Below are 26,068 nucleotides of genomic sequence, written 5' to 3' on the forward strand. Positions count from 1 at the left end.
ATCCCAATACATCTCGCCGGCGTCGAAACCCGGCGTACCAACGAGGAGATCGGTTCGTGACGATCCGCGTAGGCATCAACGGCTTTGGCCGCATCGGTCGTAACTACTTCCGCGCGCTGCTGGACCAGGGTGCGGACATCGAGATCGTGGCTGTCAACGACCTTGGTGACACCGCGACCACCGCACACCTTCTGAAGTACGACACCATCCTGGGCCGTCTCAAGGCCGAGGTGTCGCACACCGAGGACACCATCACGGTGGACGGCCACACCATCAAGGTGCTGTCCGAGCGCAACCCGGCCGACATCCCGTGGGGTGAGCTGGGCGTCGACATCGTCATCGAGTCGACCGGCATCTTCACCAAGAAGGCCGACGCCGCCAAGCACATCGCCGGTGGCGCCAAGAAGGTCCTGATCTCGGCCCCCGCCTCGGACGAGGACATCACCATCGTGATGGGCGTCAACCAGGACAAGTACGACGCGGCGAACCACCACGTCATCTCGAACGCCTCCTGCACCACCAACTGTGTGGCGCCGATGGCCAAGGTTCTCGACGAGAACTTCGGCATCGTCAAGGGCCTGATGACGACGGTGCACGCGTACACCAACGACCAGCGCATCCTTGACTTCCCGCACAAGGACCTGCGTCGCGCCCGCGCCGCCGCCGAGAACATCATCCCGACCACGACGGGTGCCGCCAAGGCCACCGCCCTGGTCCTGCCGCAGCTCAAGGGCAAGCTCGACGGCATCGCGATGCGCGTCCCGGTCCCGACCGGCTCGGCCACCGACCTGGTCGTCGACCTCCAGCGCGAGGTCACCAAGGACGAGGTCAACGCCGCGTTCAAGAAGGCCGCCGACGACGGCGACCTCAAGGGCATCCTGTACTACACCGAGGACCCGATCGTGTCCTCGGACATCGTGAGCGACCCGGCGTCCTGCACCTTCGACTCCTCCCTGACGATGGTCCAGGAGGGCAAGACGGTGAAGATCCTCGGCTGGTACGACAACGAGTGGGGCTACTCCAACCGCCTCGTCGACCTCACGGTCTTCGTCGGCGGCCAGCTCTGAACCTCTAAGGTTCTGGAGCAGCAAGGCACTCAGATGTGAGCGAAGGGTCCGGACCCGCGCGACGCCGCGCGACGGTCCGGACCCTTCGCACGTCAGCCTCCCAGCCTCGTACGACCAGTCCTCTCAAGGAGCCCACTCATGAAGACCATTGAGGAACTTCTCGCCGAAGGGGTCGAAGGCAAGCGGGTGTTCGTCCGCGCCGACCTCAATGTGCCGCTGGCCGACGGCCTCATCACCGACGACGGCCGCATCCGCGCCGTCCTGCCGACCGTCGAGGCCCTGGCCGGGGCGGGCGCCAAGGTCGTCGTCGCCTCCCACCTGGGCCGCCCCAAGGGCGCCCCGGACCCGCAGTTCTCCCTGCTGCCCGCGGCCGAGCGCCTCGCCGAGCTGCTCGGCAAGCCGGTCGCGTTCGCCCAGGACACCGTCGGCCCCGCCGCCCACGACGCCGTGAACGGCCTGGAGCCGGGGCAGGTCGCCGTCCTCGAGAACCTGCGCTTCAACGCGGGGGAGACGAGCAAGGACGACACCGAGCGCGGTGAGTTCGCCGACCGGCTCGCCGCCCTCGCCGACCTCTACGTGGGCGACGGCTTCGGCGCGGTGCACCGCAAGCACGCCTCGGTGTACGACCTGCCGAAGCGCCTCCCGCACTACGCCGGCTTCCTCATCGCCACCGAGGTCGGCGTCCTGAAGAAGCTCACCGACGACGTCAAGCGCCCCTACGTGGTCGCGCTCGGCGGCGCCAAGGTCTCCGACAAGCTGGCCGTCATCGACGAGCTGCTCGGCAAGGCCGACCGGCTCCTCATCGGCGGCGGCATGGCGTACACGTTCCTCAAGGCCAAGGGCTACGAGGTGGGCATCTCGCTGCTCCAGGAGGACCAGCTCCCGGCGGTCACCGAGTACCTGGAGCGCGCCGAGAAGAGCGGCGTGGAGCTCGTGCTGCCGGTGGACGTCCTGGTGTCGACGGAGTTCCCCGACCTCAAGACCAAGGCCCCGGCCAACCCCTCCACCGTCGCCGCGGACGCCATCCCGGCCGACCAGGAGGGCCTGGACATCGGCCCGCAGACCCGCAAGCTGTACGCCTCGAAGCTCGCCGACGCGCAGACCGTCTTCTGGAACGGGCCGATGGGCGTCTTCGAGCACCCCGACTACGCCGAGGGCACCAAGGAGCTCGCCCAGGCCCTCATCGACTCCCCGGGCTTCACCGTGGTGGGCGGCGGCGACTCCGCGGCCGCGGTCCGTACGCTGGGCTTCGACGAGAAGGCATTCGGCCACATCTCGACCGGCGGCGGCGCCTCCCTCGAATACCTCGAGGGCAAGACGCTGCCCGGTCTCGCCGCACTGGAGGACTGACCCTTTATGAGCACCCGCACGCCGATCATGGCGGGCAACTGGAAGATGAACCTCAACCACCTCGAGGCCATCGCCCACGTCCAGAAGCTCGCCTTCGCCCTCGCGGACAAGGACTACGAAGCCGTCGAGGTCGCCGTCCTGCCGCCCTTCACCGACCTGCGCTCCGTCCAGACGCTGGTGGACGGCGACAAGCTCAAGATCAAGTACGGCGCCCAGGACGTCTCGGCGCACGACTCCGGTGCCTACACCGGTGAGATCTCGGGCCCGATGCTCGCCAAGCTCAAGTGCACCTACGTCGCGATCGGGCACTCCGAGCGCCGGCAGTACCACGACGAGACCGACGAGATCGTCAACGCCAAGGTGAAGGCCGCCTTCAAGCACGGCATCACCCCGATCCTGTGCGTCGGTGAGGAGCTGGACGTCCGCGAGGCGGGCAACCACGTCTCGCACACCCTCGCCCAGGTCGAGGGCGGCCTCAAGGACCTGCCGGCCGAGCAGGCCGAGACCGTCGTCATCGCCTACGAGCCCGTGTGGGCCATCGGCACCGGCAAGGTGTGCGGCGCCGACGACGCGCAGGAGGTCTGCAAGGCCATCCGCGGCAAGCTCGGCGAGCTGTACTCCGAGGACGTCGCCGAGAAGGTCCGCATCCAGTACGGCGGCTCCGTCAAGTCGGGCAACGTCAAGGAGATCATGGGCCAGGCCGACATCGACGGCGCCCTGATCGGCGGCGCCTCGCTGGACGCCGACGAGTTCGTCAAGATCGTCCGCTTCGGCGAGCAGTGAGTAGGCGCTGACGGCGATACGTCGTACCCTTGCGGGGGCCGAGCGGCACGCTGCTCGGCCCTGAGCGTCGGTTCACGTCACCGTTCAGTTCAAGTCACCTTCAGTCCGAGTTCAGTCCGAGGAAGTTGGTCCAGCCGTGGTTATGGGGTTCTCGATCGCCCTGATCGTCTTCAGCCTGCTGCTGATGCTCCTGGTGCTCATGCACAAGGGAAAGGGTGGCGGCCTCTCCGACATGTTCGGTGGCGGCATGCAGTCGTCCGTCGGTGGCTCCTCGGTCGCCGAGCGCAACCTGGACCGGATCACCGTCGTGATCGGTCTGCTGTGGTTCGCGTGCATCGTCGTGCTCGGCATTCTCATGAAGATCAACAACTGACCTTCGCAGCGACTCGTCACAACTGCACACAGGTCACGTGTTTTCACGTAAGGCCCCATGTAAGGTACGCGCTCAACTGCGCGGCCTATCATGGGGCTTGCGTCTAGGTGGAGGGAGGTAACTCCAATCACTGGACGCGCGTTGGGCCTTACGTAGACTGAGGCGCTCCGCGGCGAAGCGAGACGCCGACACGCTTCGCGGCACCATCACGCAGGGAGTTACGACCGTGGCAAGTGGCAACGCGATCCGAGGAAGTCGGGTCGGGGCGGGGCCGATGGGCGAGGCCGAGCGTGGCGAGTCCGCGCCGCGCCTGGCCATCTCCTTCTGGTGCTCGAACGGGCACCAGACGCAGCCGAGCTTCGCCTCCGACGCGCAGGTGCCGGAGACCTGGGACTGTCCGCGCTGCGGATTCCCGGCGGGGCAGGACCGGGACAATCCGCCGGACCCGCCGCGCACCGAGCCGTACAAGACGCACCTCGCGTACGTACGGGAGCGTCGCAGCGATGCCGACGGCGAGGCCATCCTCGCCGAGGCGCTCGCGAAACTGCGGGGCGAGATCTGAATTTTCCGGCCGGGCCGGGCACCGGGGACGGTGCCCGGCCCGTCTCCGTACCCGGTCGTCGCGCGCCCGGGGCCGCCGTCCGCGCGGGCTTCCGCACGCCCGGATCGTGCTGCGCCGAAAGGCCCGATTCACCCTGATCAACTAGGTTGGGTGGCAGTAGTGGGGCAACGCCCGTACGCGCGTACGAGAGAAGGCTGAAGGTCGAGATGAACGCGTCCGACAAGCAGGCAGTGCTGACCCAGACGTCCGCATGGCGGGCCCTCGCCGAGCACCGGGAGCGGCTGGGCGACCTGCGGCTGCGCGAGGTGTTCGCGGCCGACCCCGCGCGCGGCTCCGGCTACGTGCTGCGCGTCGGCGATCTGTACGTCGACTACTCCAAGCACCTGGTCACCGACGAGACGCTGCGGCTGCTGCGCGACCTCGCCGAGGAGACCGACGTGTTCGGGCTGCGCGACGCCATGTTCCGCGGCGAGAAGATCAACACGACCGAGGACCGGGCCGTGCTGCACACCGCGCTGCGCGCCCCGCGCGACGCCGTGGTGGAGGTCGACGGGGAGAACGTCGTACCCGCCGTGCACGCCGTCCTCGACCAGATGGCCGCGTTCGCGGACAAGGTGCGCTCCGGCGCGTGGACCGGCCACACCGGCAAGCGCATCAAGAACGTCGTCAACATCGGTATCGGCGGCTCCGACCTCGGTCCCGCCATGGCGTACGAGGCGCTGCGCTCCTTCACCGACCGCGACCTCACGGTCCGCTTCGTGTCGAACGTCGACGGCGCGGACCTCCACGAGGCCGTACGGGACCTGGACGCGGCGGAGACGCTGTTCGTCATCGCCTCGAAGACGTTCACCACCATCGAGACGATCACCAACGCGACGTCCGCCCGCACCTGGCTGCTCGGTGAACTGAGTGCCGGTCAGGATGCCGTCGCCCAGCATTTCGTGGCGCTGTCGACCAATGCCGAGAAGGTCACCGAGTTCGGCATCGACACGGCCAACATGTTCGAGTTCTGGGACTGGGTCGGCGGACGCTACTCGTACGACTCCGCGATCGGGCTCTCGCTGATGATCGCGATCGGCCCGGCCGCGTTCCGCGCGATGCTCGACGGGTTCCACCAGGTCGACGAGCACTTCCGCACCGCGCCCGCCGAGTCCAATGTGCCGCTGCTGATGGGCCTGTTGGGCATCTGGTACGGCAATTTCCACGACGCCCAGTCGCACGCCGTTCTGCCCTACAGTCACTACCTGTCGAAATTCACCGCCTACTTGCAGCAGCTCGACATGGAGTCGAACGGCAAGCACGTGCAGCGTGACGGCGAAGAGGTGGCCTGGCAGACCGGCCCGGTCGTGTGGGGCACCCCGGGCACGAACGGCCAGCACGCCTACTACCAGCTGATCCACCAGGGCACGAAGCTGATCCCGGCGGACTTCATCGGGTTCGCCGAGCCGGTCGCCGACCTGGCGCAGGGGCTCGTCGCCCAGCACGACCTGCTGATGGCCAACTTCTTCGCGCAGACGCAGGCCCTGGCCTTCGGCAAGACGCCCGACGAGGTGCGCGCCGAAGGGGTCACCGAGGACCTGGTGCCGCACAAGACGTTCCAGGGCAACCACCCGACGACGACGATCCTGGCGCGCGAGCTCACCCCTTCGGTGCTCGGTCAGCTCGTCGCGCTCTACGAGCACAAGGTGTTCGTCCAGGGCGCCGTGTGGAACATCGACTCCTTCGACCAGTGGGGCGTCGAACTGGGCAAGGTGCTGGCCAAGCGCGTGGAGCCGGCCCTGACCGAGGGCGCCGACGTGCCCGGGCTCGACGCGTCGACCAAGGCGCTCGTGGCCGAGTACCGGGAGCTGCGCGGCCGTTAATCGGATGCGCGGGGGCCGGGGGCGGGCCAGACTGCCGGTTCCGCCCGTCACTGCCCGGAGGCCCCCGTGGACCAGTTGTTCTCAGCGCTCGCCGACCCCGAACGCCTCAGGCTGTACGCGCGTGTCGTCCTCGACGACCTGCCGCCGCGGGAGGCCGACTCCCCGGTCGCCCGCAAGCATCTGGGCAAGCTGATCGCGGCCGGGCTCGTCGAGCGCGACGCCGGCGGAGCGCTGCGGGCCGGGCCCGAGGTGTTCCGGCGGGCCAGGACGCCGGAGCAGGCCCACGGGGTGCCGCGCCACCTCACCGGATTCTTCGCGGGCGGCCGGCTGACGGCGATCCCCGTGCGTCCCGCCGTCCGCCACCAGTTGCTCGTCCACCTCACGGGCACGCTCTTCGACGCGGCGCGCTCCTACAGCGAGCGCGAGGTCAACGACGCGCTGCGCACCGTCCACGACGACACCGCCGCCCTGCGCCGCTACTGCGTCATCGACGGCCTGCTGGTGCGCGAGAAGGACGGCTCCGACTACCAGGTGGCGGCGCGCTAGACCGGGCGACGGGCTCGCGGGCGGGCCGGGTTGTCCGGAGGGGCCATGGAGGGGCGGACCCGAGCGTAATCTTTTACAGGTAAAACACATGTTAATCTTTTGGCATGAGCAACGCCGTGCCCGCCACCAGACAGCCCCCCGTCCGCAGGCTCCCGCTGGCCGGCGTGCTCCGTGTCGGCCGCCCGTCCGACATCTGGTTCAAGCCCGCGACCAGCGTCGCCGTGGCCGCCGCCCTCGTCCTCGCGCCGCTGCTCGTCGCGGGCCGCGGCGAGCTGGCGATGTACGCCATGGCCGGGGCGTTCTGCGCGCTCTACGGACATCAGCTGCCCTACACCGCGCGCGTGCGGGCCACCGGCTGGGTCGTCGCCGGCATGACCACGGGCATGACCGTGGCGCTGCTCTGCGCCTCCCTCGTCGGCAGCGTCGTCGCGCTCATCGCGATCGCCGGGGTGCTCGCCGGGGTCCTGAAGGCCGTCTGCGACGCCACCCGGATCGGCCCGCCCGGCCATGTGATCCCCGTCTTCGTCATCTCGGGCACCCTGTTCGCTCCCCAGGAACTGCGCGAGGTCCCCTTCCACGCCCTGCTCACCCTCGGCGGCGGTGCCGTCGCCGCGCTCGTGGTGCTGGCCCCGGCGCTGGTCCGGCCCGAGGGGCCCGAGCGCATCGCCACGGCACGGGCGCTGGAGGCCTCGGCGGCCTGTCTCGCGACCGACGACACCGCCCGGCACTCCCGGGCCCGGCACGCCGCCGCGGCGGCCGTACAGGGCGCCTGGCAGTGCCTGCTGGCCGCCGGCGGGCGCACCCCGGCCCGGCGCACCCTGGAACACCTCGTCCTGCGCGCCGAGGCCGCCCTCGTCGGCACACCCCACGCGGGCGACCGGGACCGCCTGCTCGGCTGGGCCCGCCAGGTCCGCGGCGGCGGCGCCCTGCCCGAGGTGACGCTGCCCACGGGCGGCGGCGACGAACTGCTGGGCATCGACACCGAGCGCGCGGAGCGCCGCGCGCGGGGACGCGAGCGGCTCACCGCCCTTCTCCTGCGGCCCGGATCGGCGCTGCTGCCCGTCGCCGCGCGCTGTGCCGTCGGCTGCGCGGCCGCCGGGTACGCGAGCCTGGCCCTCGGCGTGGGCCATCCGTACTGGGCTGTCGTCTCGGCCGGCGCCATCTATCAGGCGAACGTCACCCTCACCTGGCACCGCGTGCTCCAGCGCCTGCTGGGCAACGTGCTGGGCGTCCTGGTCTTCGTCGCGCTCGTCCCGCTGGCCCGCACCGGTGTCGTCGTCCTGGCCGCCCTGTGCGTCGTCCTCAGCTTCCTCAGCGAGATGCTGATGAGCCGCAACTACTGGCTCGGCTCCGTCTCGGTCACGCCGATGGCCCTGCTGATCACCCAGTTCGCCCAGGTCCGGCCCGTCACGGAACTCGTCACCGACCGGGTCCTCGACACCCTCGCCGGTGTCGTGGTCGGCCTGGCCGCGGCCGTGCTCATCACCAACCGGCGCAGCGGCGGCCGGATGGAACAGGCCCTCGACGCCACCGAACGGGCCGCCGCGGGCGCCGACAGCGCGCTGGCCGCCCCCAGGGGCTCCGCCGCCGATCTCGCCGCCGCCCGCCGCCGGCTCACCGCCAGCCTGGTGGAGCTGCGGGACGCCGCCGACACCGCCGCCGGCGAATGGTGGCAGCGCGCCCTGCCCGAGGAGCGGCTGATGCGCACCGAGCAGCGTGCCCACCGCACGCTCGCCGCGACGGTGCGCCGCCAGGGGCTGGCACGCGACGAGCCGCTCGTCGGCGCCGGGGAGCAGCGGGCCTGACCGGCGCCGCCGGGACGACCGCGCGGCGGCCCGGCCGCGACGCGCCGCCGCCCGGACACCGGCCCCGTGCGGCCGATCGGGGCCGCGACGCACGACCCGCCGCCGCACCGTCGCCGCCGGGCCGTGCCCGACGCCGTGCCGCCCGCGCCCGGGCTCGCAGCGGACCCGGACGCGTCGGGCCCCGCTCGACCGCGCACGGGACGTCGTGCGCGCGAACGGGGCCCGTGGCCGCGTCAGTGGTCAGGAGACCGCCGGCGGGTACAGCTCCGGAGGGAGCTGCGACGCGGCGTCCGCGTCGAGCAGCCACAGCGTGCGCGAGCGGCCGTAGGCGCCCGCGGCGGGGGCCTGGACCTCTCCCGCGCCCGACAGCGCGATCGCGGCGGCCTCGGCCTTGTCCTCGCCCGCCGCCAGCAGCCACACCTCACGCGCGGCCCGGATCGCCGGAAGCGTGAGCGTCACGCGCGTGGGAGGGGGCTTCGGGGCGCCGTGCACACCGACGACCGTGCGCTCCGTCTCGCGGACCGCCGGCAGCTCGGGGAAGAGCGACGCGACGTGCGTGTCCGGGCCGACGCCCAGCATCAGGACGTCGAAGGCGGGCACGTCCCCGTGGTCCTCCGGCCCGGCCGCTGCGGCCAGTTCGGCGGCGTACGCCTCGGCGGCCGCGTCCGCGTCGTCCCCGTGGGGTCCGTCCGACGCGGGCATGGCGTGCACGCGCGCGGGGTCGAGCGGAACGGCGTCGAGCAACGCCTCCTGGGCCTGGGTGACGTTGCGCTCGGGGTCGCCGTCCGGCAGGAACCGCTCGTCGCCCCACCACAGGTCGAGGCGGCCCCAGTCGATCGCGTTCCTGGCCGGGGACGAACTGAGCGCGGCCAGCAGGCCGTTGCCGTTGCGGCCGCCCGTCAGGACGACGGAGGCGGTGCCGCGGGCGGCCTGGGCGTCGACGATCTTGGTGATCAGCCGGGCCGCGGCCGCCTGCGCCATCAGCTCCTTGTCGCGATGGACGACCAGTTGGGGTGCTGCACTCACTTGCTCGCCGCTTTCTTGGCCGGAGCCTTCTTGGCCGGGGCCTTCTTCGCCGCTGTCTTCTTGGCCGCCGCCTTCTTGGCGGGGGCCGCGGGAGCCTTCTTGGCGGCCGCCTTCTTGACGGGCGCGGGCTCCGGGTGCGCCGCGTGCCGGTCCGGCGCCGGCTCCTCGGGGACCGTCGTCTGGTCCGCCGGTTCGCCGAGCCGGTCCACGCCGAACCGCAGGGCCGCCGCGTAGGTGTCGTCCGGGTCCAGCCGGCGCAGCTCCTCCGCGATCAGCTCGGACGTCTCGCGCCGCTTGAGGGCGACGGCCCGGTCCGGCTGCCCCTGGATGGAGAGCGTCGCCAGCGTGCCGTCGGCCCGGTCGAGGACGATCGGGCCGTGCGTGGAGTCGAGCCGCACGCCGGTCAGGCCGGGGCCCGCCGAGAGGGTGCGCCTGACGGGGACGTCCAGTCGGTCCGCGAGCCACATGGCCAGCAGCTCGCAGCTCGGGTTGAACTCCTCGCCCTCGACCTCGACCGAGGTGACGTCCGTCGTGACCTGGTCCAGGGCCGCCGCGAGCATGGAGCGCCACGGCGTGATCCGGGTCCAGGACAGGTCGGTGTCGCCGGGGGCGTAGGACGCCGCGCGGGCCTCCAGCTCGTGGACCGGCTGTTCGGCCGCGTACGTGTCCGTGACGCGCCGCTGGGCCAGGGCGCCCAGCGGGTCGTTCGCGGGGTCCAGCGGCGCGTCCACGGGCCACCAGACGACCGTGGGGGCGTCGGGCAGGAGCAGCGGCAGGACGACCGACTGGGCGTGGTTGACGACCTCGCCGTACAGCCGGAGCATCACGGTCTCGCCGGTGCCCGCCTCCACGCCGACCCGCACCTCGGCGTCGAGCCGCGACTTCGTGCGGTCGCGCGGGGAGCGGGAGACGCGCTTGATGACCACGAGGGTGCGCGAGGGGTGCTCGCGCGAGGCGTCGTTGGCCGCCTTCAGGGCGTCGTACGCGTTCTCCTCGTCGGTGACGATGACGAGGGTGAGCACCATGCCGACGGCCGGGGTGCCGATGGCACGGCGGCCCTGCACCAGCGCTTTGTTGATCTTGCTGGACGTGGTGTCCGTAAGGTCGATCTTCATGGGCGCCGCCAGCTCCGTCCGTCTCGTGCGAGCATTTCGTCCGCCTCGGCGGGCCCCCACGTGCCGGACGGGTACTGCGCGGGCTTGCCGTGCGTGTCCCAGTACTGCTCGATCGGGTCGAGGATGTTCCAGGACAGCTCGACCTCCTCCGTGCGCGGGAAGAGGTTCGAGTCGCCCAGCAGCACGTCCAGGATCAGCCGCTCGTACGCCTCCGGGCTCGACTCCGTGAAGGACTCGCCGTAGGCGAAGTCCATCGAGACGTCCCGGATCTCCATCGAGGTGCCCGGCACCTTGGAGCCGAAGCGGACCGTGATGCCCTCGTCCGGCTGGACGCGGATGACGATCGCGTTCTGGCCCAGCTCCTCCGTCGCCGTGTGGTCGAAGGGGGAGTGCGGGGCGCGCTGGAAGACGACGGCGATCTCGGTGACGCGGCGGCCGAGCCGCTTGCCGGTGCGCAGGTAGAAGGGGACGCCCGCCCAGCGGCGGTTGTCCACCTCCAGCTTCACCGCGGCGTAGGTGTCGGTCTTCGACTTGGCGTCGATGCCGTCTTCCTGAAGGTAGCCGACGGCCTTCTCGCCGCCCTGCCACCCGGCCGCGTACTGACCGCGTACCGTGTCGCGGCCCAGGTCCTTGGGCAGCCGTACGGCGCCGAGCACCTTGGCCTTCTCGGCGACGAGCGCGTCCGCGTCGAAGGAGGCGGGCTCCTCCATGGCGGTCAGCGCCATCAGCTGGAGCAGGTGGTTCTGGATGACGTCGCGGGCCGCGCCGATGCCGTCGTAGTAGCCCGCGCGGCCACCGATGCCGATGTCCTCGGCCATGGTGATCTGCACGTGGTCCACGTAGGACCGGTTCCAGATCGGCTCGAACATCTGGTTGGCGAAGCGCAGCGCCAGGATGTTCTGGACGGTCTCCTTGCCGAGGTAGTGGTCGATCCGGAACACCTGGTCCGGGTCGAACACCTCGTGCACGATCGCGTTCAGCTCCTGGGCGGAGGCCAGGTCGTGGCCGAAGGGCTTCTCGATGACGGCGCGCCGCCACGAGCCCTCGGGCGCGTCCGCGAGCCCGTGCTTCTTGAGCTGCTGCACGACCTGCGGGAAGAACTTGGGGGGCACCGAGAGGTAGAACGCGAAGTTGCCGCCCGTGCCCTGCGACTTGTCGAGGTCGTTGATCGTCGCCTTGAGGTTCTCGAAGGCGTCGTCGTCGTCGAAGTTGCCCTGGACGAAGCGCATGCCCTGGATGAGCTGCTGCCAGACCTCTTCGCGGAACGGCGTACGGGCGTGCTGCTTGACCGCGTCGTGCACTTCCTGCGCGAAGTCCTCGTCCTGCCACTCGCGGCGGGCGAACCCGATCAGCGAGAAGCCCGGGGGGAGCAGACCCCGGTTGGCGAGGTCATAAACGGCAGGCATCAGCTTTTTGCGTGACAAATCACCCGTAACGCCGAAGATCACCAGACCCGACGGCCCCGCGATGCGCGGGAGCCGTCGGTCTGCGGCGTCACGGAGCGGATTGTGGTGCGCTCCGTGTGCGGTCAAGGGTTCAGCCCTCCGAAGGGGCGAGGCGCTTGAGCTCCGCCTCGGTCGACTTGAGCAGGTCGTTCCAGGCCGCCTCGAACTTCTCGACGCCCTCGTCCTCCAGGAGCTGGACGACCTCGTCGTACGAGATGCCGAGCTTCTCGACGGCCTCGATCTCCTGGCGGGACTTGTCGTACGTGCCCGCGATGGTGTTCCCGGAGATCTGGCCGTGGTCGGCCGCGGCCTCCAGCGTGGCCTCCGGCATGGTGTTCACCGTGCCCGGGGCGACCAGGTCGTCGACGTACAGGGTGTCCTTGTACGCCTTGTCCTTCACGCCGGTCGAGGCCCACAGCGGGCGCTGCTTGTTGGCCCGCGCCTTGTCCAGGGCGGCCCAGCGGTCACCGCTGAAGACCTCCTCGAACGCCTCGTACGCGAGACGCGCGTTGGCCAGACCGGCCTTGCCGCGCGCGGACTTCGCCTCGTCGGTGCCCAGCGCGTCGATCCGCTTGTCGATCTCGGTGTCCACGCGGGACACGAAGAAGGACGCCACCGAGTGGATCTTGGACAGGTCCAGGCCCGCGGCCTTGGCCTTCTCCAGGCCCGCCAGGTAGGCGTCCATGACCTCGCGGTAACGCTCCAGCGAGAAGATCAGCGTCACGTTGACGCTGATGCCCCGGCCGATGACCTCGGTGATGGCCGGCAGGCCGGCCTTCGTCGCCGGGATCTTGATGAGCGTGTTCGGCCGGTCCACCAGCCACGCCAGCTGCTTGGCCTCGGCGACGGTCGCCCTGGTGTTGTGCGCGAGGCGCGGGTCGACCTCGATGGAGACCCGGCCGTCCTGGCCGTCCGTCGCGTCGAAGACGGGGCGCAGGATGTCGGCGGCGTCGCGGACGTCCGCCGTCGTGATCATGCGGATGGCTTCCTCGACGGTCACCTTGCGGGCCGCGAGGTCGGCGAGCTGCTGGTCGTAACCGTCGCCCTCCGAGATCGCCTTCTGGAAGATCGACGGGTTGGTGGTGACGCCCACGACGTGCTGCTGGTCGATCAGTTCGGCGAGATTGCCGGACGTGATCCGCTTGCGCGACAGGTCGTCCAGCCAGATCGCCACGCCCTCCTCGGAGAGGCGCTTGAGTGCGTCTGTCATGGAAATTGCATCTCCTATGTCGTGTACGGGCGTCAGCGCTGAGCAGCCGCGAGGGATTCCCGCGCCTTGGCCACCACGTTCTCGGCGGTGAAACCGAACTCCTTGAAGAGGACCTTGGCGTCGGCCGAGGCACCGTAGTGCTCCAGGGAGACGATGCGGCCGGCGTCGCCGACGTACTTGTGCCACGTCAGACCGATACCGGCCTCGACCGAGACCCGGGCCTTCACCGCGGACGGCAGGACGCTCTCCCGGTACCCCTGGTCCTGCTCCTCGAACCACTCGACGCACGGCATCGACACCACGCGCGTGGCGACACCCTCGGACTCCAGCTGCTCGCGGGCCTCGACGGCCAGCTGCACCTCGGAGCCGGTGGCGATCAGGATCAGGTCGGGCGTCGCCCCGGAGGCCTCGGCGAGGACGTAGCCGCCCTTGACGGTGTCCTCGTTCGGCTCGTACGTCGGCACGCCCTGACGGGTCAGCGCCAGGCCGTGCGGGGCGCTCTTGCCGAAGTCCTTCTTGCTGCGCCGGAGGATCTCGCGCCAGGCGATGGCCGTCTCGTTGGCGTCCGCGGGGCGGACCACGTGCAGCCCGGGGATGGCGCGCAGCGAGGCCAGGTGCTCGACCGGCTGGTGGGTCGGGCCGTCCTCGCCGAGGCCGATCGAGTCGTGCGTCCACACGTACGTGACGGGCAGGTGCATCAGGGCCGACAGCCGGACGGCGTTGCGCATGTAGTCGGAGAACGTCAGGAACGTTCCGCCGTAGATGCGCGTGTTGCCGTGCAGCGCGATGCCGTTCATCTCGGCGGCCATCGAGTGCTCGCGGATGCCGAAGTGGATCGTGCGGCCGTAGGGGTCGGCCTCGGGCAGCGTGTTGCCGACCGGCAGGAACGACGAGGTCTTGTCGATCGTCGTGTTGTTCGAGCCGGCGAGGTCGGCGGAGCCGCCCCACAGCTCGGGGACGATCGGGCCCAGCGCCTGGAGGACCTTGCCGGACGCGGCGCGGGTGGCGACGGCCTTGCCGGTCTCGAAGGCCGGGATGCTCTTCTCCCAGTCGGCCGGCAGGTCGCCCGCGGCGATCCGGTCGAACTCGGCGGCGCGCTCCGGGTTGGCGGCACGCCACTCCTGGAACGACTTGTCCCACTCGGCCTTGGCCGCGGCGCCGCGGTCGAGCGCCTTGCGGGTGTGGCCGATGACCTCCTCGGAGACGTCGAAGGACTTCTCCGGGTCGAAGCCGAGGACGCGCTTGGTGGCGGCCACCTCGTCGTCGCCGAGCGCCGAGCCGTGGGCGGCCTCGGTGTTCTGCGCGTTCGGGGCGGGCCAGGCGATGATCGAGCGCATGGCGATGAAGGACGGCTTGTCCGTGACCTTCTTGGCCGCCTCGATGGCGTTGTAGACGGCCTCGTGGTCCAGGTCGCCGTCCGGCTTCGGGGCGACCCGCTGCACGTGCCAGCCGTACGCCTCGTAGCGCTTGCAGGTGTCCTCGGAGACGGCCGTCTCGGTGTCGCCCTCGATCGAGATGTGGTTGTCGTCCCACAGCAGGACCAGGTTGCCGAGCTTCTGGTGCCCGGCCATCGACGACGCCTCGGAGGAGATGCCCTCCTGGAGGCAGCCGTCACCGGCGATGGCGTAGACGAAGTGGTCGAACGGGGAGGTGCCGGCGGCGGCCTCCGGGTCGAACAGGCCGCGCTCGTAGCGGGCGGCCATCGCCATGCCCACCGCGTTGGCGACACCCTGGCCGAGCGGGCCCGTCGTGGTCTCCACGCCGGTGGTGTGGCCGTACTCCGGGTGCCCGGGGGTCTTGGAGCCCCAGGTGCGGAACGCCTTCAGGTCGTCCAGTTCCAGGCCGAAGCCGGCCAGGTAGAGCTGGATGTAGAGGGTCAGGGACGAGTGGCCCGCGGACAGCACGAAGCGGTCGCGCCCGACCCAGTCGGCGTCCGCAGGGTCGTGCCGCATCACCTTCTGGAAGAGGGTGTACGCGACAGGGGCCAGGCTCATCGCCGTACCGGGATGGCCGTTTCCGACCTTCTGTACGGCATCGGCGGCCAGGACCCGGGCGGTGTCCACCGCCCGCTGGTCCACATCGGTCCACTCGAGGTCTGTGGTGGTCGGCTTGGTACTCACCCTGAGTCAGGGCTCCTCTCCACATGGCTAATGCCGGTGATGTCGGTCTCACCGGCCGTTGTCGAGCCTACCTGTGCTGGAACACGCATTTTCTCGACTCGTTCCAGACTGCCGGGACTCCGTCGAATCCGCCTCCTGACCGGGATCCGGGCCGTTCCTCAGGTGAATACGGATCCGCTCATCCGGGGGCTCATCCGGGGGCGCGGCGGCTCATCTGGAGCGCCCCCGCGGACCCGGGCGAAACGGACGGCGCGCGGGCGGCGGCTGCGCGCGTTGCGTCCTTCGCGGCATGCTGCCCAACACGACCCCACCCCCACGAAGGGCGAGGTATAGGCAACGTCTACAGTGGCGTGGTACGCGCGAGCCTTTACCGGGACTTCACATCAAGTGGTCTTCTTCGGCGGCTCGCTGGAGTCTCTGTCAGGGGTGTGCGTGACGGCCGTCGAATCCCGTCCAGCGGGAGCGCTGACGAGCAGCAGCAACCGGAGCCAGCGACCGTTCGGGGCCCGAGTCAAGGCGTTCGTGGCGCTGACCAAGCCGCGGATCATCGAGCTGCTGCTGATCACCACGGTGCCGGTGATGTTCCTCGCCGAGCAGGGTGTGCCGAACCTGAAGCTGGTGCTCGTCACCTGCCTCGGCGGCTACCTGTCGGCGGGTGGTGCCAACGCGCTGAACATGTGGTATGACCGCGACATCGACGCCCTCATGGAGCGCACGTCCCAGCGACCACTGGTCACCGGGATGGTGAGCCCGAACGAGTGCCTCGTCTTCGGCATCTCCCTCGCGGTGGTCTCCACACTGTTGTTCGGGTTCGCCGTCAACTGGCTGTCGGCCTGGCTGTCGCTCGGCGCGCTCCTCTTCTATGTGGTCGTCTACACGATGATCCTGAAGCGGCGCACGTCGCAGAACATCGTGTGGGGCGGCATCGCGGGCTGCCTGCCCGTGCTCATCGGCTGGTCCTCGGTGACCGACTCGATGTCCTGGGCGCCGGTCATCCTCTTCCTGGTGATGTTCTTCTGGACGCCGCCGCACTACTGGCCGCTGTCCATGAAGGTGAAGGACGACTACGCGCGCGTGGGCGTCCCGATGCTCCCCGTCATCGCCTCCAACAAGGTGGTGGCGAAGCAGATCGTCATCTACAGCTGGGTGATGGTCGCGGTCTCGCTGCTGCTCACCCCGCTCGGCTACACCGGCTGGTTCTACACCGTGGTCGCGCTGCTCGCGGGCGGGTTCTGGCTGTGGGAGGCGCACGGTCTCCAGACCCGCGCCAAGGCCGAGGTCACGGGCGGCAAGCTCAAGGAGATGCGGCTGTTCCACTGGTCCATCACCTATGTGTCGCTGCTGTTCGTCGCCGTGGCGGTCGACCCGTTCCTGCGCTGATCCCCCGCTGACGCTCCTCGATGGGTGGGGTGCGTGGCCCAGGCCACGCACCCCACCCATCGCCTGTTTCCCTACTCGTCGGTAGCATCCTGTCCATGGCAGAGACTCAAGAGGTTGAGGCGTCCGGTCGGGCGACGAAGGACGAGCGCCGGGCGGCCAGGCTGGCCCGGCAGATCGGCGCGTTCGCCAAGGCCCACGGCGGCGCCGAGGGACAGCTCGCGTACATCGGCGAGCGCGGCACCCGCATCGTGCTGGTCGGCGAGGACGGCGGCTGGGGCGATCTGGTGGCCCGGACGTACGAGATCGCGCAGAAGGCCGTCGAACAGGCCGGGATCACCCTCCACGAGGACTTCGACGGCGACTTCGCGGCCAAGGTCGAGACCGGCCCCTACGAGTGGAAGCGCATGGCGGGCATCCAGCTCGGCTGACCCGGCCTTTTGGGCGGTCATGGGCGCAGGTGTGCGACGCGAGGTCGAGCAACACCAGGTGGCCCGTCACCCGTTAGGACTGTGGGAGCACGGTCCACACACGGGGAGCACCGGATGATCGAAACGCCGTCCCTCGTGGACCAGTACTGCCACGGGGTGCTGCGTACCGAGCTGGGCCTCGGCACGTTCGAGGCCCACCTCGGCCGGGGCATGGGCCCGCCCGCGCCCGGCACCACGTCCTTCGACACGCAGACCGGCTTCGCGGTACGCCGCTGGTGCCCGCCCCTGCTCGGCCTCGAACCGCACTGCGCGCCCGCCCGCTACCTGGCCAGGCGCCGCGAACTCGGTGTCCTGGAGGCGGGGCGGCGGCTGCTGCGCGGCAGCGGCATCACCACGTACCTCATGGACACCGGACTGCCCGACGACCTGACCGGGCCGGCCGAGATGGCGTCGGCCGCGGAGGCCGAGACCCACGAGATCGTCCGCCTCGAACTCCTGGCCGAACAGGTCGCGGACACCTCCGGGACCGTCGAGTCCTTCCTCGCCAATCTCGCCGAATCGGTGCACGCCGCGGCCGTCGGCGCCGTCGCCTTCACCTCGGTGGCCGGCGTACGGCACGGCCTCGCGCTCGCACCGCAGCCGCCGGGCCCCGGCGAGGTGCGCGGGGCGGCCGGACGCTGGCTGGCGGCCCGCACCGTCGGCGGCCCGGTGACCGATCCGGTGCTGCTGCGCCATCTGCTGTGGATCGCGGTCGCCTCGGGCCGGCCCCTCCAGCTGCACGCCGGGCTCGGCGAGCCCGGACTGCGCATCGACCGCACGGACCCGGTGCTGCTCGCCGACTTCGCCCGGGCGACCACGGGGCTCGGCACCGATCTGGTCCTGCTGCACGGCTACCCGTACCACCGGCACGCCGCCCACCTGGCGGGCATCTTCCCGCACGTCTACGCGGACCTGGGGCCGGCCCTCGCCCGCACCGGGGCGCGGGCCGCGGCCGTCCTCGCGGAGTTCCTGGAGCTCGCCCCGTTCGGCAAGCTCCTCTTCTCCAGCGGCGCGAGCGGCCTGCCCGAACTGCACGTGATCGGCGCCCGGCTGTTCCGCGAGGCGCTCGGGCGGGTCCTCGGCGGCTGGGTGGCCGACGGGGCGTGGTCGCTCCACGACGCGCAGCGGGTCGCCGGGATGATCGCCTCGGGGACCGCCCGGCGGGTCTACGGACTCGGGACCGGGGAGGCCGCCGCCGCGGACGGCTGAGCGGCTCCGAGGACCCGTCAGGTGTCGGGGGAGCGGTGCCGCGGGGTCAGACCGCCGACAGCTCCGAGCCCGCCTGGGCCGGTACGTCCGCCGTCGCCCCCGGGCGCTCGCGCAGCGACAGCACCACCCGCAGCACCCCGATCCAGACCAGCGCCGAGCCCAGCATGTGCAGGGCGACCAGCACCTCGGGGAGGTCGGTGAAGTACTGGACGTAGCCGATGACGCCCTGGGCCAGCAGGATCAGGAAGAGGTCGCGGGTGCGGTTCAGCGGGCCCTTCGGGGCGTCCACGGCCTTGAGGACGAACCACAGGGCGAAGGTCAGCGTCACCACGATCCAGGCGAGCACCGCGTGCAGCTTGGCGACGGTCTCCCAGTCCAGCGGCATCCGCGGGACGTCGCTGGAGTCACCGGCGTGCGGACCCGCACCGGTCACCACCGTGCCGACGAGGATGAGCAGGCCGGCCGCCAGGACCAGGAACCAGACCAGCTGCTTGATGGCCTGGCCGACCAGCGGGCGGGGCGCGGCGTCACCCTCGCGGGTGCGCTGCCACATCAGTACGGCGACCGTGAGGAGCGCGGTGGTCAGCACGAAGTGCGCCGCGACCGTGTACGGGTTGAGGCCGACCAGGACGACGATGCCGCCCAGCACCGCGTTGCCCATGACGACCCAGAACTGGGTCCAGCCGAGCCGGGTCAGCGACCGGCGCCACGGCTTCTGCGAGCGGGCGGCGATGATCGCCCAGCCGACGGCGGCGCACAGCACGTAGGTGAGCATGCGGTTGCCGAACTCGATGGCTCCGTGGAAGCCCATCTCGCTCGTCGCGGTCAGCGACCGGTCGGTGCACTTGGGCCAGGTCGGGCAGCCGAGCCCGGATCCGGTCAGGCGCACCGCGCCGCCGGTGACGACGATGATCACCGTCATCACGACGGCGGACAGGGCCGCACGCTGGACGGTCCGCCGCGTGGGGGTCCAGCGGTCGGCGATGAAGGCGAGCGGGTTGCGCACCGCCTGGACGGCGTCGGCGCGGGTCAGGTTTGGCACGGGCCCATCGTAGGGGGCCGCTTGTGCGCCGCTTCACGAGGGGGACGTAACTGCGGAATCTGTGACGGGAGTTACGTCACGGTGGCGGCATGTCGCATCACGCCGAGCGATGCCGGGCGCCCCCGGGTGTCACTCCCAGCGGAAGAACCGCCCCGCCGCCCCGAGCCCCACGACCGCCCACACCGCGAGGATGCCGAGGTCGCCCCAGGGCATCGAGGCGCCGTGCTGGAGCACGTCCCGCAGGCCGTCGGAGAGCGCCGAGATGGGCAGCAGGCCGAGCACGGACTGCGCCGCGTCGGGGAACTTGTCGAGCGGCACGATGACGCCGCCGCCGACGAGCAGCAGCAGGAAGACGAGGTTGGCGGCGGCGAGCGTGGCCTCCGCCTTGAGCGTGCCGGCCATCAGCAGGCCGAGCCCGGAGAAGGCCGCCGTGCCCAGCACCAGGAGCAGCAGGACGGTGAGCGGGTTCCCGTGCGGCGACCAGCCGAGGGCGAGGGCGATCACGGTCAGCAGGAGCACCTGGAGCACCTCCGTGACCAGCACGGAGAGCGTCTTGGCCGCCATCAGGCCCCAGCGCGGCAGCGGCGAGGCGCCCAGCCGCTTGAGCACGCCGTAGCGGCGCTCGAAGCCCGTCGCGATGGCCTGTCCGGTGAAGGCCGTGGACATCACGGCGAGGGCGAGGACGCCGGGGGCGAGGAAGTCGACCGCGTCGCCGGAGCCCGTGTCCACGATGTCGACCGACGAGAACAGGACGAGCAGGAGGGTGGGGATGACCACCGTCAGGAGCAGCTGCTCGCCGTTGCGCAGCAGCATCTTCGTCTCCAGGGCGGCCTGCGCGGCGATCATGCGGGGGAGCGGCGCGGCTCCCGGGTTCGGTGCGTACGTGCCGGCGCTCATCCGCGCAGCTCCTTGCCGGTCAGTTCCAGGAACACGTCTTCGAGGGTGTGCCGCTCGACGGAGATCTTCTCCGGCATCACGCCGTGCTGGGCGCACCAGGAGGTGACCGTCGCCAGCAGCTGCGGGTCGACCGTGCCGCTGACGCGGTAGGAGCCCGGGGTCAGCTCGACGGCCTCGGAGTCGGACGGCAGCGCCTTGAGGAGGGAGCCGACGTCGAGGGCGGGGCGGCCGCTGAAGCGCAGCGTGTTCTCGGCGCCGCCGCGGCACAGCCGGTCCGGGGAGCCCTGGGCGATGACCCGGCCCGCGTCGACGATCGCGACGTCGTCGCAGAGCTGCTCGGCCTCGTCCATGTGGTGCGTCGTGAGGATCACCGAGACGCCGTCGGTGCGCAGGTCGCGGACCAGGTCCCAGGTGGCGCGGCGCGCCTGCGGGTCGAGGCCGGCGGTCGGCTCGTCGAGGAAGACCAGCTCGGGGCGGCCGACGACGGCCATCGCGAGCGCCAGGCGCTGCTGCTGGCCGCCGGACAGCCGGCGGTAGGTGGTGCGGCCGCAGCTACCGAGGCCCAGCCGCTCGACGAGGGCGTTCACGTCGAGCGGGTGGGCGTGCAGCTTCGCGATGTGGCGGAGCATCTCGTCGGCGCGGGCGCCGGAGTAGACGCCGCCGGACTGGAGCATCACGCCGATCCGCGGACGCAGCCGCGCGGCGTCCCGCACCGGGTCGAGGCCGAGGACGCGGACGGTCCCGGAGTCCGGCCTGCGGTAGCCCTCGCAGGTCTCGATGGTGGTGGTCTTGCCCGCGCCGTTGGGGCCGAGGACCGCGGTGACGAGGCCCGCGCCGATCGTGAGATCGAGGCCGTCGACGGCGGTCTTGTCGCCGTACCGCTTGACGAGGCCGACGGCCTCCACGACGGGGTTGTTACTCATGTGGGCGAGTCTACGGAGCCGTTCGGGCGGCCCGGCCGGTGGGGAGCGGGGCGCCGGACGGGCGGGGGCGGGGCGCGCGGGCCGATCCGGTCGGCGAGGGCGCCGGAGCGGATGGGTATGCGGCTAGCCGGTGTGCGGGCGGTGCGCGGGCAGCCACTTCTGGGCGTACGCCACCGCGTCGGCCAGCGGGAAGAGGCGGGTGTCGGCGGCGCCGACCCGGCCGCGGACCACCGGGCTGTCGCGTTCGAAGGCCGCGCCGAGTTCGTCGAAGCGGTCGGCGGTGATCGCCACCTCGGTGACCGGGTGCCAGCCCGCGGGGCCCGGCCGGCCGGCGTCCTCCAGGAGGAACGGCACGCGGTACTCGGCGAGGTGGAAGCCCGTACAGGCGTCGAAACCGGCGCCGAGGAGGAGCACGCGCGCGCCCAGTTCCTCCAGACGGGCGAGCGGGCTGCGTTCGCCGAGCCGGCAGTCGGGGGCGTGCCCGCCGACGATCCGGGCGGCGCGCGGGCCCAGCGCGGCGAACGAGGTGTGCGGGTGGGCGCTGCGCAGGGCGCCGGGCCAGGTGCGCACGGTCTCGGGGACCACGCCGACGCCCCGGCTGGGGGTGAGCGCCGGGTCGTACCCGGGCATGGTGGCGCGGACCGTCTCCCACCAGTCGCGGGGGAGCGGCGGGTCGAGCCAGCCGTCGGGGTCGGTCAGGTCGCCGGTCTGGGTGGGGACCGCGAGGGTGCCGTCCGCGCCGAGGGCGTCGAGCAGGGCCCGGACGACGGCGACCGGGCCGCCGTTGACCCAGCCGAGGCTGCTGAGGGAGGTGTGCACCAGCAGGGTCTCGCCGGGTTCGACGCCCAGTGCGCGCAGATCCGTGGCGAGGGAGGCGCGGGTGACGAGCGGGCCGGTCGGCCGGGGTGCGGGCATGCACGGCAGTGTCCGGGAGCGGCTCCCGGCGCGCCAGGGGATATCGATGCGGCGCGGCGCATTCTGATCGATCAAAGATCGTTTCCGCAGGTCACGCCGGGTGCCTAGTTAGGTCTACCTAAGTGATGCACCGCACCGCGCGGTGATCACCGCGTCGCTTGTCAGGCTCTGAGGAATTACGCAACAATGGCGTTGTGAAAAACGTCGGCGAGGCTCAGGAGGCCCCCATCGGGGCCCCGCAGGAGTTCGCGACCGGGGAGCGTTCGGAACGATCGACACGCAACCGGGTCGCGCGCTCCATCCTGGACCACGGCCCGTCGACGGTCGCCGATCTGGCCGGGCGGCTCGGTCTGACCCAGGCCGCGGTCCGCCGTCACCTCGACGCCCTGGTCGCCGACGACGTCGTGCAGCCCAGGGAACAGCGCGTGTACGGGGCCCGCACCCGCGGCCGCCCCGCCAAGGTGTTCGCCCTGACCGACTGCGGCCGGGACGCCTTCGACCAGTCCTACGACAAGCTCGCCGCCGAAGCCCTCCGCTGGATCAGGCAGAGCGCGGGCGGCGGCGCCGCCGGGGACGAGGCGGTCGTCGCCTTCGCGCGGGCCAGGATCGCCGCGCAGGCCGTGGCGTACCGCGCGGCCGTGGACGCCGCGCCGCCCGCGGAGCGCACACAAGCGCTGGCGAAGGCCCTGAGCGCGGACGGGTACGCTGCTACGGCGCGCAGCGCGCCCCTCCCGCAACAGGGTGAGCAGCTCTGCCAGCACCACTGCCCGGTCGCCCATGTGGCGGAGCAGTTCCCGCAGCTCTGCGAGGCGGAGACGGAAATCTTCTCCCAGCTGCTCGGCACGCACGTCCAGCGACTGGCGACCATCGCCCACGGCGACGGGGTCTGCACGACGTTCATCCCCAAGAACGCACCGAAGACCACACCCGAGAACCACCACAACGCATCTGCAAGCACGGCCGGGAGGAACCCCGCATGACTCTCCCCATCGAGGAGACTGCCCACCCTGAGCTCGAGGGCCTGGGCAAGTACGAATACGGCTGGGCGGACTCCGACGCGGCCGGCGCCTCTGCCAAGCGCGGTATCAACGAAGACGTCGTCAAGGACATCTCCGGCAAGAAGTCCGAGCCGGAGTGGATGACCAATCTCCGGCTCAAGGGCCTGAAGCTCTTCGGCAAGAAGCCCATGCCGAACTGGGGCTCGGACCTGTCGGGCATCGACTTCGACAACATCAAGTACTTCGTGCGGTCCACGGAGAAGCAGGCGGAGTCCTGGGAGGACCTGCCCGAGGACATCAAGAACACGTACGACAAGCTCGGCATCCCCGAGGCGGAGAAGCAGCGCCTCGTCGCCGGTGTCGCGGCCCAGTACGAGTCCGAGGTCGTCTACCACCAGATCCGCGAGGACCTGGAGGAGCAGGGCGTCATCTTCCTCGACACCGACACCGCCCTGAAGGAGCACCCGGAGCTCTTCAAGGAGTACTTCGGCACGGTCATCCCGGCCGGCGACAACAAGTTCGCCGCGCTGAACACCGCCGTGTGGTCGGGCGGCTCCTTCATCTACGTGCCGAAGGGCGTGCACGTCGAGATCCCGCTCCAGGCCTACTTCCGTATCAACACGGAGAACATGGGCCAGTTCGAGCGGACGCTGATCATCGTCGACGAGGACGCCTACGTCCACTACGTCGAGGGCTGCACCGCGCCGATCTACAAGAGCGACTCGCTGCACTCCGCGGTCGTCGAGATCATCGTGAAGAAGGGCGCCCGCTGCCGCTACACGACCATCCAGAACTGGTCGAACAACGTCTACAACCTGGTCACCAAGCGCGCCGTGGCGTACGAGGGCGCGACCATGGAGTGGATCGACGGCAACATCGGCTCCAAGGTCACCATGAAGTACCCGGCCGTCTACCTGATGGGCGAGCACGCCAAGGGCGAGACGCTGTCCATCGCCTTCGCGGGCGAGGGCCAGCACCAGGACGCCGGTTCCAAGATGGTCCACATGGCGCCGAACACGTCCTCGAACATCGTCTCGAAGTCGGTGGCGCGCGGCGGCGGTCGCACGTCGTACCGCGGCCTCGTCGAGATCGGTGAGGGCGCCTCCGGATCGAAGTCGAACGTGCTGTGCGACGCGCTGCTGGTCGACACCATCTCCCGCTCCGACACGTACCCGTACGTCGACGTCCGCGAGGACGACGTGTCCATGGGCCACGAGGCGACCGTCTCCAAGGTCTCCGAGGACCAGCTCTTCTACCTGATGAGCCGCGGTCTCTCCGAGTTCGAGGCCATGGCGATGATCGTGCGCGGCTTCGTCGAGCCGATCGCCAAGGAGCTCCCCATGGAGTACGCGCTCGAACTCAACCGGCTGATCGAGCTCCAGATGGAAGGCTCGGTGGGCTAGCCCCCGCCGCACGCACCATCCGCCACTCACGTAACGAAAGCGAGCACTACGACAGCCATGGCTGAGGCTCAGAACATCTCTGCGGGGTCCACGACCGCAGGCGCCGTCGCGGTCGCCGCCGAGTCGACCGTCGCCACGCGCATGAGCGCGCCTCCGTCCTACGACGTGCGGGACTTCCCGGTCCCGCACGGCCGTGAGGAGGAGTGGCGGTTCACGCCGCTGGAGCGCCTGCGCGGTCTGCACGACGGCACCGCCACCGCGACCGGCACCGGCGTGAAGATCGACATCGAGGCCCCCGAGGGCGTCACCGTCGAGACCGTCGGCCGCGACGACGCCCGCATCGGCAAGGCCGGCAAGCCGGTCGACCGCGTCGCCGCCCAGGCGTACTCGGTCTTCGAGAAGGCGTCCGTCGTCTCCGTGCCCAAGGAGACGGTCCTCACCGAGCCGATCCGCATCGCGGTGCACGGCGAGGGCGGCGTCGCCTACGGCCACCAGGTCGTCGAGCTGGGTGCCTTCGCCGAGGCCGTCGTCGTCATCGACCACACCGGTGACGCGGTGCTCGCCGCCAACGTCGACTACCTCCTCGGCGACGGCGCGAAGCTGACCGTCGTCTCCGTGCAGGACTGGGACGACAAGGCCGTCCACGTGGCGCAGCACAACGCGCTCGTCGGCCGCGACGCCTCCTTCAAGTCCGTCGTGGTCACCTTCGGCGGTGACGTCGTCCGCCTCAACCCGCGCGTCAACTACGCGGGCACCGGCGGCGAGGCCGAGCTGTTCGGCCTCTACTTCACCGACGCCGGCCAGCACCAGGAGCACCGCCTCCTGGTCGACCACAACATGCCGCACTGCAAGTCGAACGTCGTCTACAAGGGCGCGCTCCAGGGCGACGACGCGCACGCGGTGTGGATCGGTGACGTCCTCATCGAGGCCGCCGCCGAGGGCACGGACACGTACGAGATGAACCGGAACCTGGTTCTGACCGACGGCGCCCGCGTCGACTCCGTGCCGAACCTGGAGATCGAGACCGGCGAGATCGTCGGCGCCGGCCACGCCTCCGCGACCGGCCGCTTCGACGACGAGCAGCTCTTCTACCTGATGTCCCGCGGCGTCCGCGCGGAGGACGCCCGCCGGCTCGTCGTGCGCGGCTTCTTCGCCGAGCTGGTCCAGCAGATCGGCGTCGACGACATCGAGGCCCGCCTCCTCGAGAAGATCGAGGCCGAGCTGGAGGCCACCGTCTGATGGCCTTCGTCCGCGCCTGTGACCTGAGCGAGCTGGAGGAGGACACCCCCAGGCGGGTGGAACTCGACGGCACGCCGGTCTCGGTCGTCCGCACCGGGGGCGAGGTGTTCGCGATCAACGACATCTGCTCGCACGCGAACGTCTCGCTCTCCGAGGGCGAGGTCGAGGACTGCCAGATCGAGTGCTGGCTGCACGGATCCGCGTTCGACCTCCGCACCGGCAAGCCGTCCGGCCTCCCCGCGACGCGCCCCGTCCCCGTTTACCCCGTACAGATCGAAGGGGGCAGCGTCCTCGTTGACGTACGCGCCTCCCTCACCCAGGAGTCCTGAGG

24 protein-coding genes are annotated in these 26,068 nt (G+C 70.8%); 15 read left to right on the top strand and 9 right to left on the bottom strand.

Features of this window, described 5'->3' with window-relative positions; all coding sequences use genetic code 11:
* The first annotated feature begins 56 nt into the window (after positions 1-56).
* The 8 genes from gap (at position 57) to ACIP5K_RS09680 (ending at position 8,348) form a co-directional block, all read left to right on the top strand.
* Positions 57-1,067, top strand: a complete 1,011-nt coding sequence (gene gap, locus ACIP5K_RS09645) for a type I glyceraldehyde-3-phosphate dehydrogenase (RefSeq protein WP_401407208.1) — start codon at positions 57-59, stop codon at positions 1,065-1,067.
* 138 nt (positions 1,068-1,205) lie between these two features.
* The gene (locus ACIP5K_RS09650; protein ID WP_401407210.1) at positions 1,206-2,417 is read left to right on the top strand and encodes a phosphoglycerate kinase; all 1,212 of its coding nucleotides are present in this window, start codon (positions 1,206-1,208) and stop codon (positions 2,415-2,417) included.
* Positions 2,418-2,423: 6 nt separating this feature from the next.
* Complete coding sequence (gene tpiA / locus ACIP5K_RS09655) at positions 2,424-3,200, top strand: triose-phosphate isomerase (protein WP_401407212.1); 777 nt, start codon at positions 2,424-2,426, stop codon at positions 3,198-3,200.
* 142 nt (positions 3,201-3,342) lie between these two features.
* Positions 3,343-3,573 (top strand): preprotein translocase subunit SecG, encoded by a 231-nt coding sequence (gene secG, locus ACIP5K_RS09660; RefSeq protein ID WP_111666919.1) that lies wholly within the window; start codon positions 3,343-3,345, stop codon positions 3,571-3,573.
* A 226-nt stretch (positions 3,574-3,799) separates the two neighbouring features.
* Entirely contained in the window at positions 3,800-4,135 is a 336-nt protein-coding gene (locus ACIP5K_RS09665) for an RNA polymerase-binding protein RbpA (RefSeq protein WP_111666920.1), read from the top strand.
* Between the two features lie 206 nt (positions 4,136-4,341).
* Entirely contained in the window at positions 4,342-5,997 is a 1,656-nt protein-coding gene (gene pgi, locus ACIP5K_RS09670) for a glucose-6-phosphate isomerase (protein ID WP_401407215.1), read from the top strand.
* Positions 5,998-6,285: 288 nt separating this feature from the next.
* Positions 6,286-6,543, top strand: a complete 258-nt coding sequence (locus ACIP5K_RS09675) for a DUF2087 domain-containing protein (RefSeq protein ID WP_401407577.1) — start codon at positions 6,286-6,288, stop codon at positions 6,541-6,543.
* A 104-nt stretch (positions 6,544-6,647) separates the two neighbouring features.
* A complete protein-coding gene (locus ACIP5K_RS09680) occupies positions 6,648-8,348 on the top strand; it encodes an FUSC family protein (RefSeq protein ID WP_401407217.1) in 1,701 nt (566 codons plus the stop codon).
* Between the two features lie 240 nt (positions 8,349-8,588).
* Here ACIP5K_RS09680 and pgl read toward each other — a convergent pair whose 3' ends face one another.
* From pgl to tkt, 5 genes are read right to left on the bottom strand one after another with little or no spacing between them, the layout of a single operon-like run.
* Positions 8,589-9,374, bottom strand: a complete 786-nt coding sequence (pgl, locus tag ACIP5K_RS09685; protein ID WP_401407219.1) for a 6-phosphogluconolactonase — start codon at positions 9,372-9,374, stop codon at positions 8,589-8,591.
* A complete protein-coding gene (gene opcA / locus ACIP5K_RS09690; RefSeq protein WP_401407221.1) occupies positions 9,371-10,489 on the bottom strand; it encodes a glucose-6-phosphate dehydrogenase assembly protein OpcA in 1,119 nt (372 codons plus the stop codon). The genes pgl and opcA overlap by 4 nt, the downstream gene beginning before the upstream one ends.
* The gene (gene zwf, locus ACIP5K_RS09695) at positions 10,486-12,021 is read right to left on the bottom strand and encodes a glucose-6-phosphate dehydrogenase (RefSeq protein ID WP_401407223.1); all 1,536 of its coding nucleotides are present in this window, start codon (positions 12,019-12,021) and stop codon (positions 10,486-10,488) included. Before zwf ends, opcA begins: the two co-directional genes overlap by 4 nt.
* A 4-nt stretch (positions 12,022-12,025) precedes the next feature.
* On the bottom strand, positions 12,026-13,144 hold the full coding sequence (tal, locus tag ACIP5K_RS09700; protein WP_401407225.1) for a transaldolase: 1,119 nt from the start codon (positions 13,142-13,144) through the stop codon (positions 12,026-12,028).
* Between the two features lie 32 nt (positions 13,145-13,176).
* Positions 13,177-15,264, bottom strand: a complete 2,088-nt coding sequence (gene tkt / locus ACIP5K_RS09705; protein WP_401407227.1) for a transketolase — start codon at positions 15,262-15,264, stop codon at positions 13,177-13,179.
* A 465-nt stretch (positions 15,265-15,729) separates the two neighbouring features.
* On the opposite strand from tkt, the gene ACIP5K_RS09710 reads away from it, so the two are divergent.
* The 3 genes from ACIP5K_RS09710 (at position 15,730) to ACIP5K_RS09720 (ending at position 18,320) form a co-directional block, all read left to right on the top strand.
* Positions 15,730-16,644 (top strand): heme o synthase, encoded by a 915-nt coding sequence (locus tag ACIP5K_RS09710; RefSeq protein ID WP_401407579.1) that lies wholly within the window; start codon positions 15,730-15,732, stop codon positions 16,642-16,644.
* Positions 16,645-16,739: 95 nt separating this feature from the next.
* Positions 16,740-17,072 (top strand): hypothetical protein, encoded by a 333-nt coding sequence (locus tag ACIP5K_RS09715; protein ID WP_401407229.1) that lies wholly within the window; start codon positions 16,740-16,742, stop codon positions 17,070-17,072.
* Between the two features lie 114 nt (positions 17,073-17,186).
* Entirely contained in the window at positions 17,187-18,320 is a 1,134-nt protein-coding gene (locus ACIP5K_RS09720) for an amidohydrolase family protein (RefSeq protein ID WP_401407231.1), read from the top strand.
* A 46-nt stretch (positions 18,321-18,366) separates the two neighbouring features.
* On the opposite strand, the gene ACIP5K_RS09725 is transcribed toward ACIP5K_RS09720, so the two are convergent.
* From ACIP5K_RS09725 to ACIP5K_RS09740, 4 genes are all read right to left on the bottom strand, one after another.
* Entirely contained in the window at positions 18,367-19,362 is a 996-nt protein-coding gene (locus ACIP5K_RS09725; RefSeq protein WP_401407233.1) for a heme A synthase, read from the bottom strand.
* Between the two features lie 129 nt (positions 19,363-19,491).
* Entirely contained in the window at positions 19,492-20,259 is a 768-nt protein-coding gene (locus ACIP5K_RS09730; protein WP_401407235.1) for an ABC transporter permease, read from the bottom strand.
* Entirely contained in the window at positions 20,256-21,182 is a 927-nt protein-coding gene (locus tag ACIP5K_RS09735; RefSeq protein ID WP_401407237.1) for an ABC transporter ATP-binding protein, read from the bottom strand. Before ACIP5K_RS09735 ends, ACIP5K_RS09730 begins: the two co-directional genes overlap by 4 nt.
* 123 nt (positions 21,183-21,305) lie before the next feature.
* Positions 21,306-22,097: an aminoglycoside N(3)-acetyltransferase gene (locus ACIP5K_RS09740; protein ID WP_401407239.1), complete on the bottom strand. Its 792-nt coding sequence runs from the start codon at positions 22,095-22,097 to the stop codon at positions 21,306-21,308.
* 194 nt (positions 22,098-22,291) lie between these two features.
* Between ACIP5K_RS09740 and ACIP5K_RS09745 the strand changes: the two genes are divergently transcribed.
* Genes ACIP5K_RS09745 through ACIP5K_RS09760 form a run of 4 tightly spaced genes read left to right on the top strand, consistent with a single transcriptional unit; the run spans position 22,292 to position 26,066 of the window.
* The gene (locus tag ACIP5K_RS09745) at positions 22,292-23,077 is read left to right on the top strand and encodes a helix-turn-helix transcriptional regulator (protein ID WP_401407241.1); all 786 of its coding nucleotides are present in this window, start codon (positions 22,292-22,294) and stop codon (positions 23,075-23,077) included.
* Positions 23,074-24,498 carry a Fe-S cluster assembly protein SufB gene (gene sufB, locus ACIP5K_RS09750; RefSeq protein WP_401407243.1) on the top strand — a complete coding sequence of 475 codons (1,425 nt, stop codon included), beginning with the start codon at positions 23,074-23,076 and terminating at the stop codon, positions 24,496-24,498. The genes ACIP5K_RS09745 and sufB overlap by 4 nt, the downstream gene beginning before the upstream one ends.
* A 57-nt stretch (positions 24,499-24,555) precedes the next feature.
* The gene (gene sufD / locus ACIP5K_RS09755) at positions 24,556-25,737 is read left to right on the top strand and encodes a Fe-S cluster assembly protein SufD (protein ID WP_401407245.1); all 1,182 of its coding nucleotides are present in this window, start codon (positions 24,556-24,558) and stop codon (positions 25,735-25,737) included.
* On the top strand, positions 25,737-26,066 hold the full coding sequence (locus ACIP5K_RS09760) for a bifunctional 3-phenylpropionate/cinnamic acid dioxygenase ferredoxin subunit (RefSeq protein ID WP_401407247.1): 330 nt from the start codon (positions 25,737-25,739) through the stop codon (positions 26,064-26,066). The genes sufD and ACIP5K_RS09760 overlap by 1 nt, the downstream gene beginning before the upstream one ends.
* Positions 26,067-26,068: the final 2 nt, after the last annotated feature.

This window comes from Streptomyces sp. NPDC088785 (assembly GCF_044750685.1).
Classification (GTDB): Bacteria; Actinomycetota; Actinomycetes; order Streptomycetales; family Streptomycetaceae; genus Streptomyces.

Excerpts from the sequence above, each read along its gene's own strand:
- ACIP5K_RS09650 (WP_401407210.1), top strand. The coding sequence starts at position 1,206 with ATGAAGACCATTGAGGAACTTCTCGCCGAAGGGGTCGAAGGCAAGCGG.
- tpiA (WP_401407212.1), top strand. The coding sequence starts at position 2,424 with ATGAGCACCCGCACGCCGATCATGGCGGGCAACTGGAAGATGAACCTC.
- secG (WP_111666919.1), top strand. The coding sequence starts at position 3,343 with ATGGGGTTCTCGATCGCCCTGATCGTCTTCAGCCTGCTGCTGATGCTC.
- pgi (WP_401407215.1), top strand. The coding sequence starts at position 4,342 with ATGAACGCGTCCGACAAGCAGGCAGTGCTGACCCAGACGTCCGCATGG.
- ACIP5K_RS09680 (WP_401407217.1), top strand. The coding sequence starts at position 6,648 with ATGAGCAACGCCGTGCCCGCCACCAGACAGCCCCCCGTCCGCAGGCTC.
- opcA (WP_401407221.1), bottom strand. The coding sequence starts at position 10,489 with ATGAAGATCGACCTTACGGACACCACGTCCAGCAAGATCAACAAAGCG.
- tal (WP_401407225.1), bottom strand. The coding sequence starts at position 13,144 with ATGACAGACGCACTCAAGCGCCTCTCCGAGGAGGGCGTGGCGATCTGG.
- ACIP5K_RS09715 (WP_401407229.1), top strand. The coding sequence starts at position 16,740 with ATGGCAGAGACTCAAGAGGTTGAGGCGTCCGGTCGGGCGACGAAGGAC.
- ACIP5K_RS09720 (WP_401407231.1), top strand. The coding sequence starts at position 17,187 with ATGATCGAAACGCCGTCCCTCGTGGACCAGTACTGCCACGGGGTGCTG.
- ACIP5K_RS09730 (WP_401407235.1), bottom strand. The coding sequence starts at position 20,259 with ATGAGCGCCGGCACGTACGCACCGAACCCGGGAGCCGCGCCGCTCCCC.
- ACIP5K_RS09735 (WP_401407237.1), bottom strand. The coding sequence starts at position 21,182 with ATGAGTAACAACCCCGTCGTGGAGGCCGTCGGCCTCGTCAAGCGGTAC.
- ACIP5K_RS09740 (WP_401407239.1), bottom strand. The coding sequence starts at position 22,097 with ATGCCCGCACCCCGGCCGACCGGCCCGCTCGTCACCCGCGCCTCCCTC.
- sufB (WP_401407243.1), top strand. The coding sequence starts at position 23,074 with ATGACTCTCCCCATCGAGGAGACTGCCCACCCTGAGCTCGAGGGCCTG.
- sufD (WP_401407245.1), top strand. The coding sequence starts at position 24,556 with ATGGCTGAGGCTCAGAACATCTCTGCGGGGTCCACGACCGCAGGCGCC.
- ACIP5K_RS09760 (WP_401407247.1), top strand. The coding sequence starts at position 25,737 with ATGGCCTTCGTCCGCGCCTGTGACCTGAGCGAGCTGGAGGAGGACACC.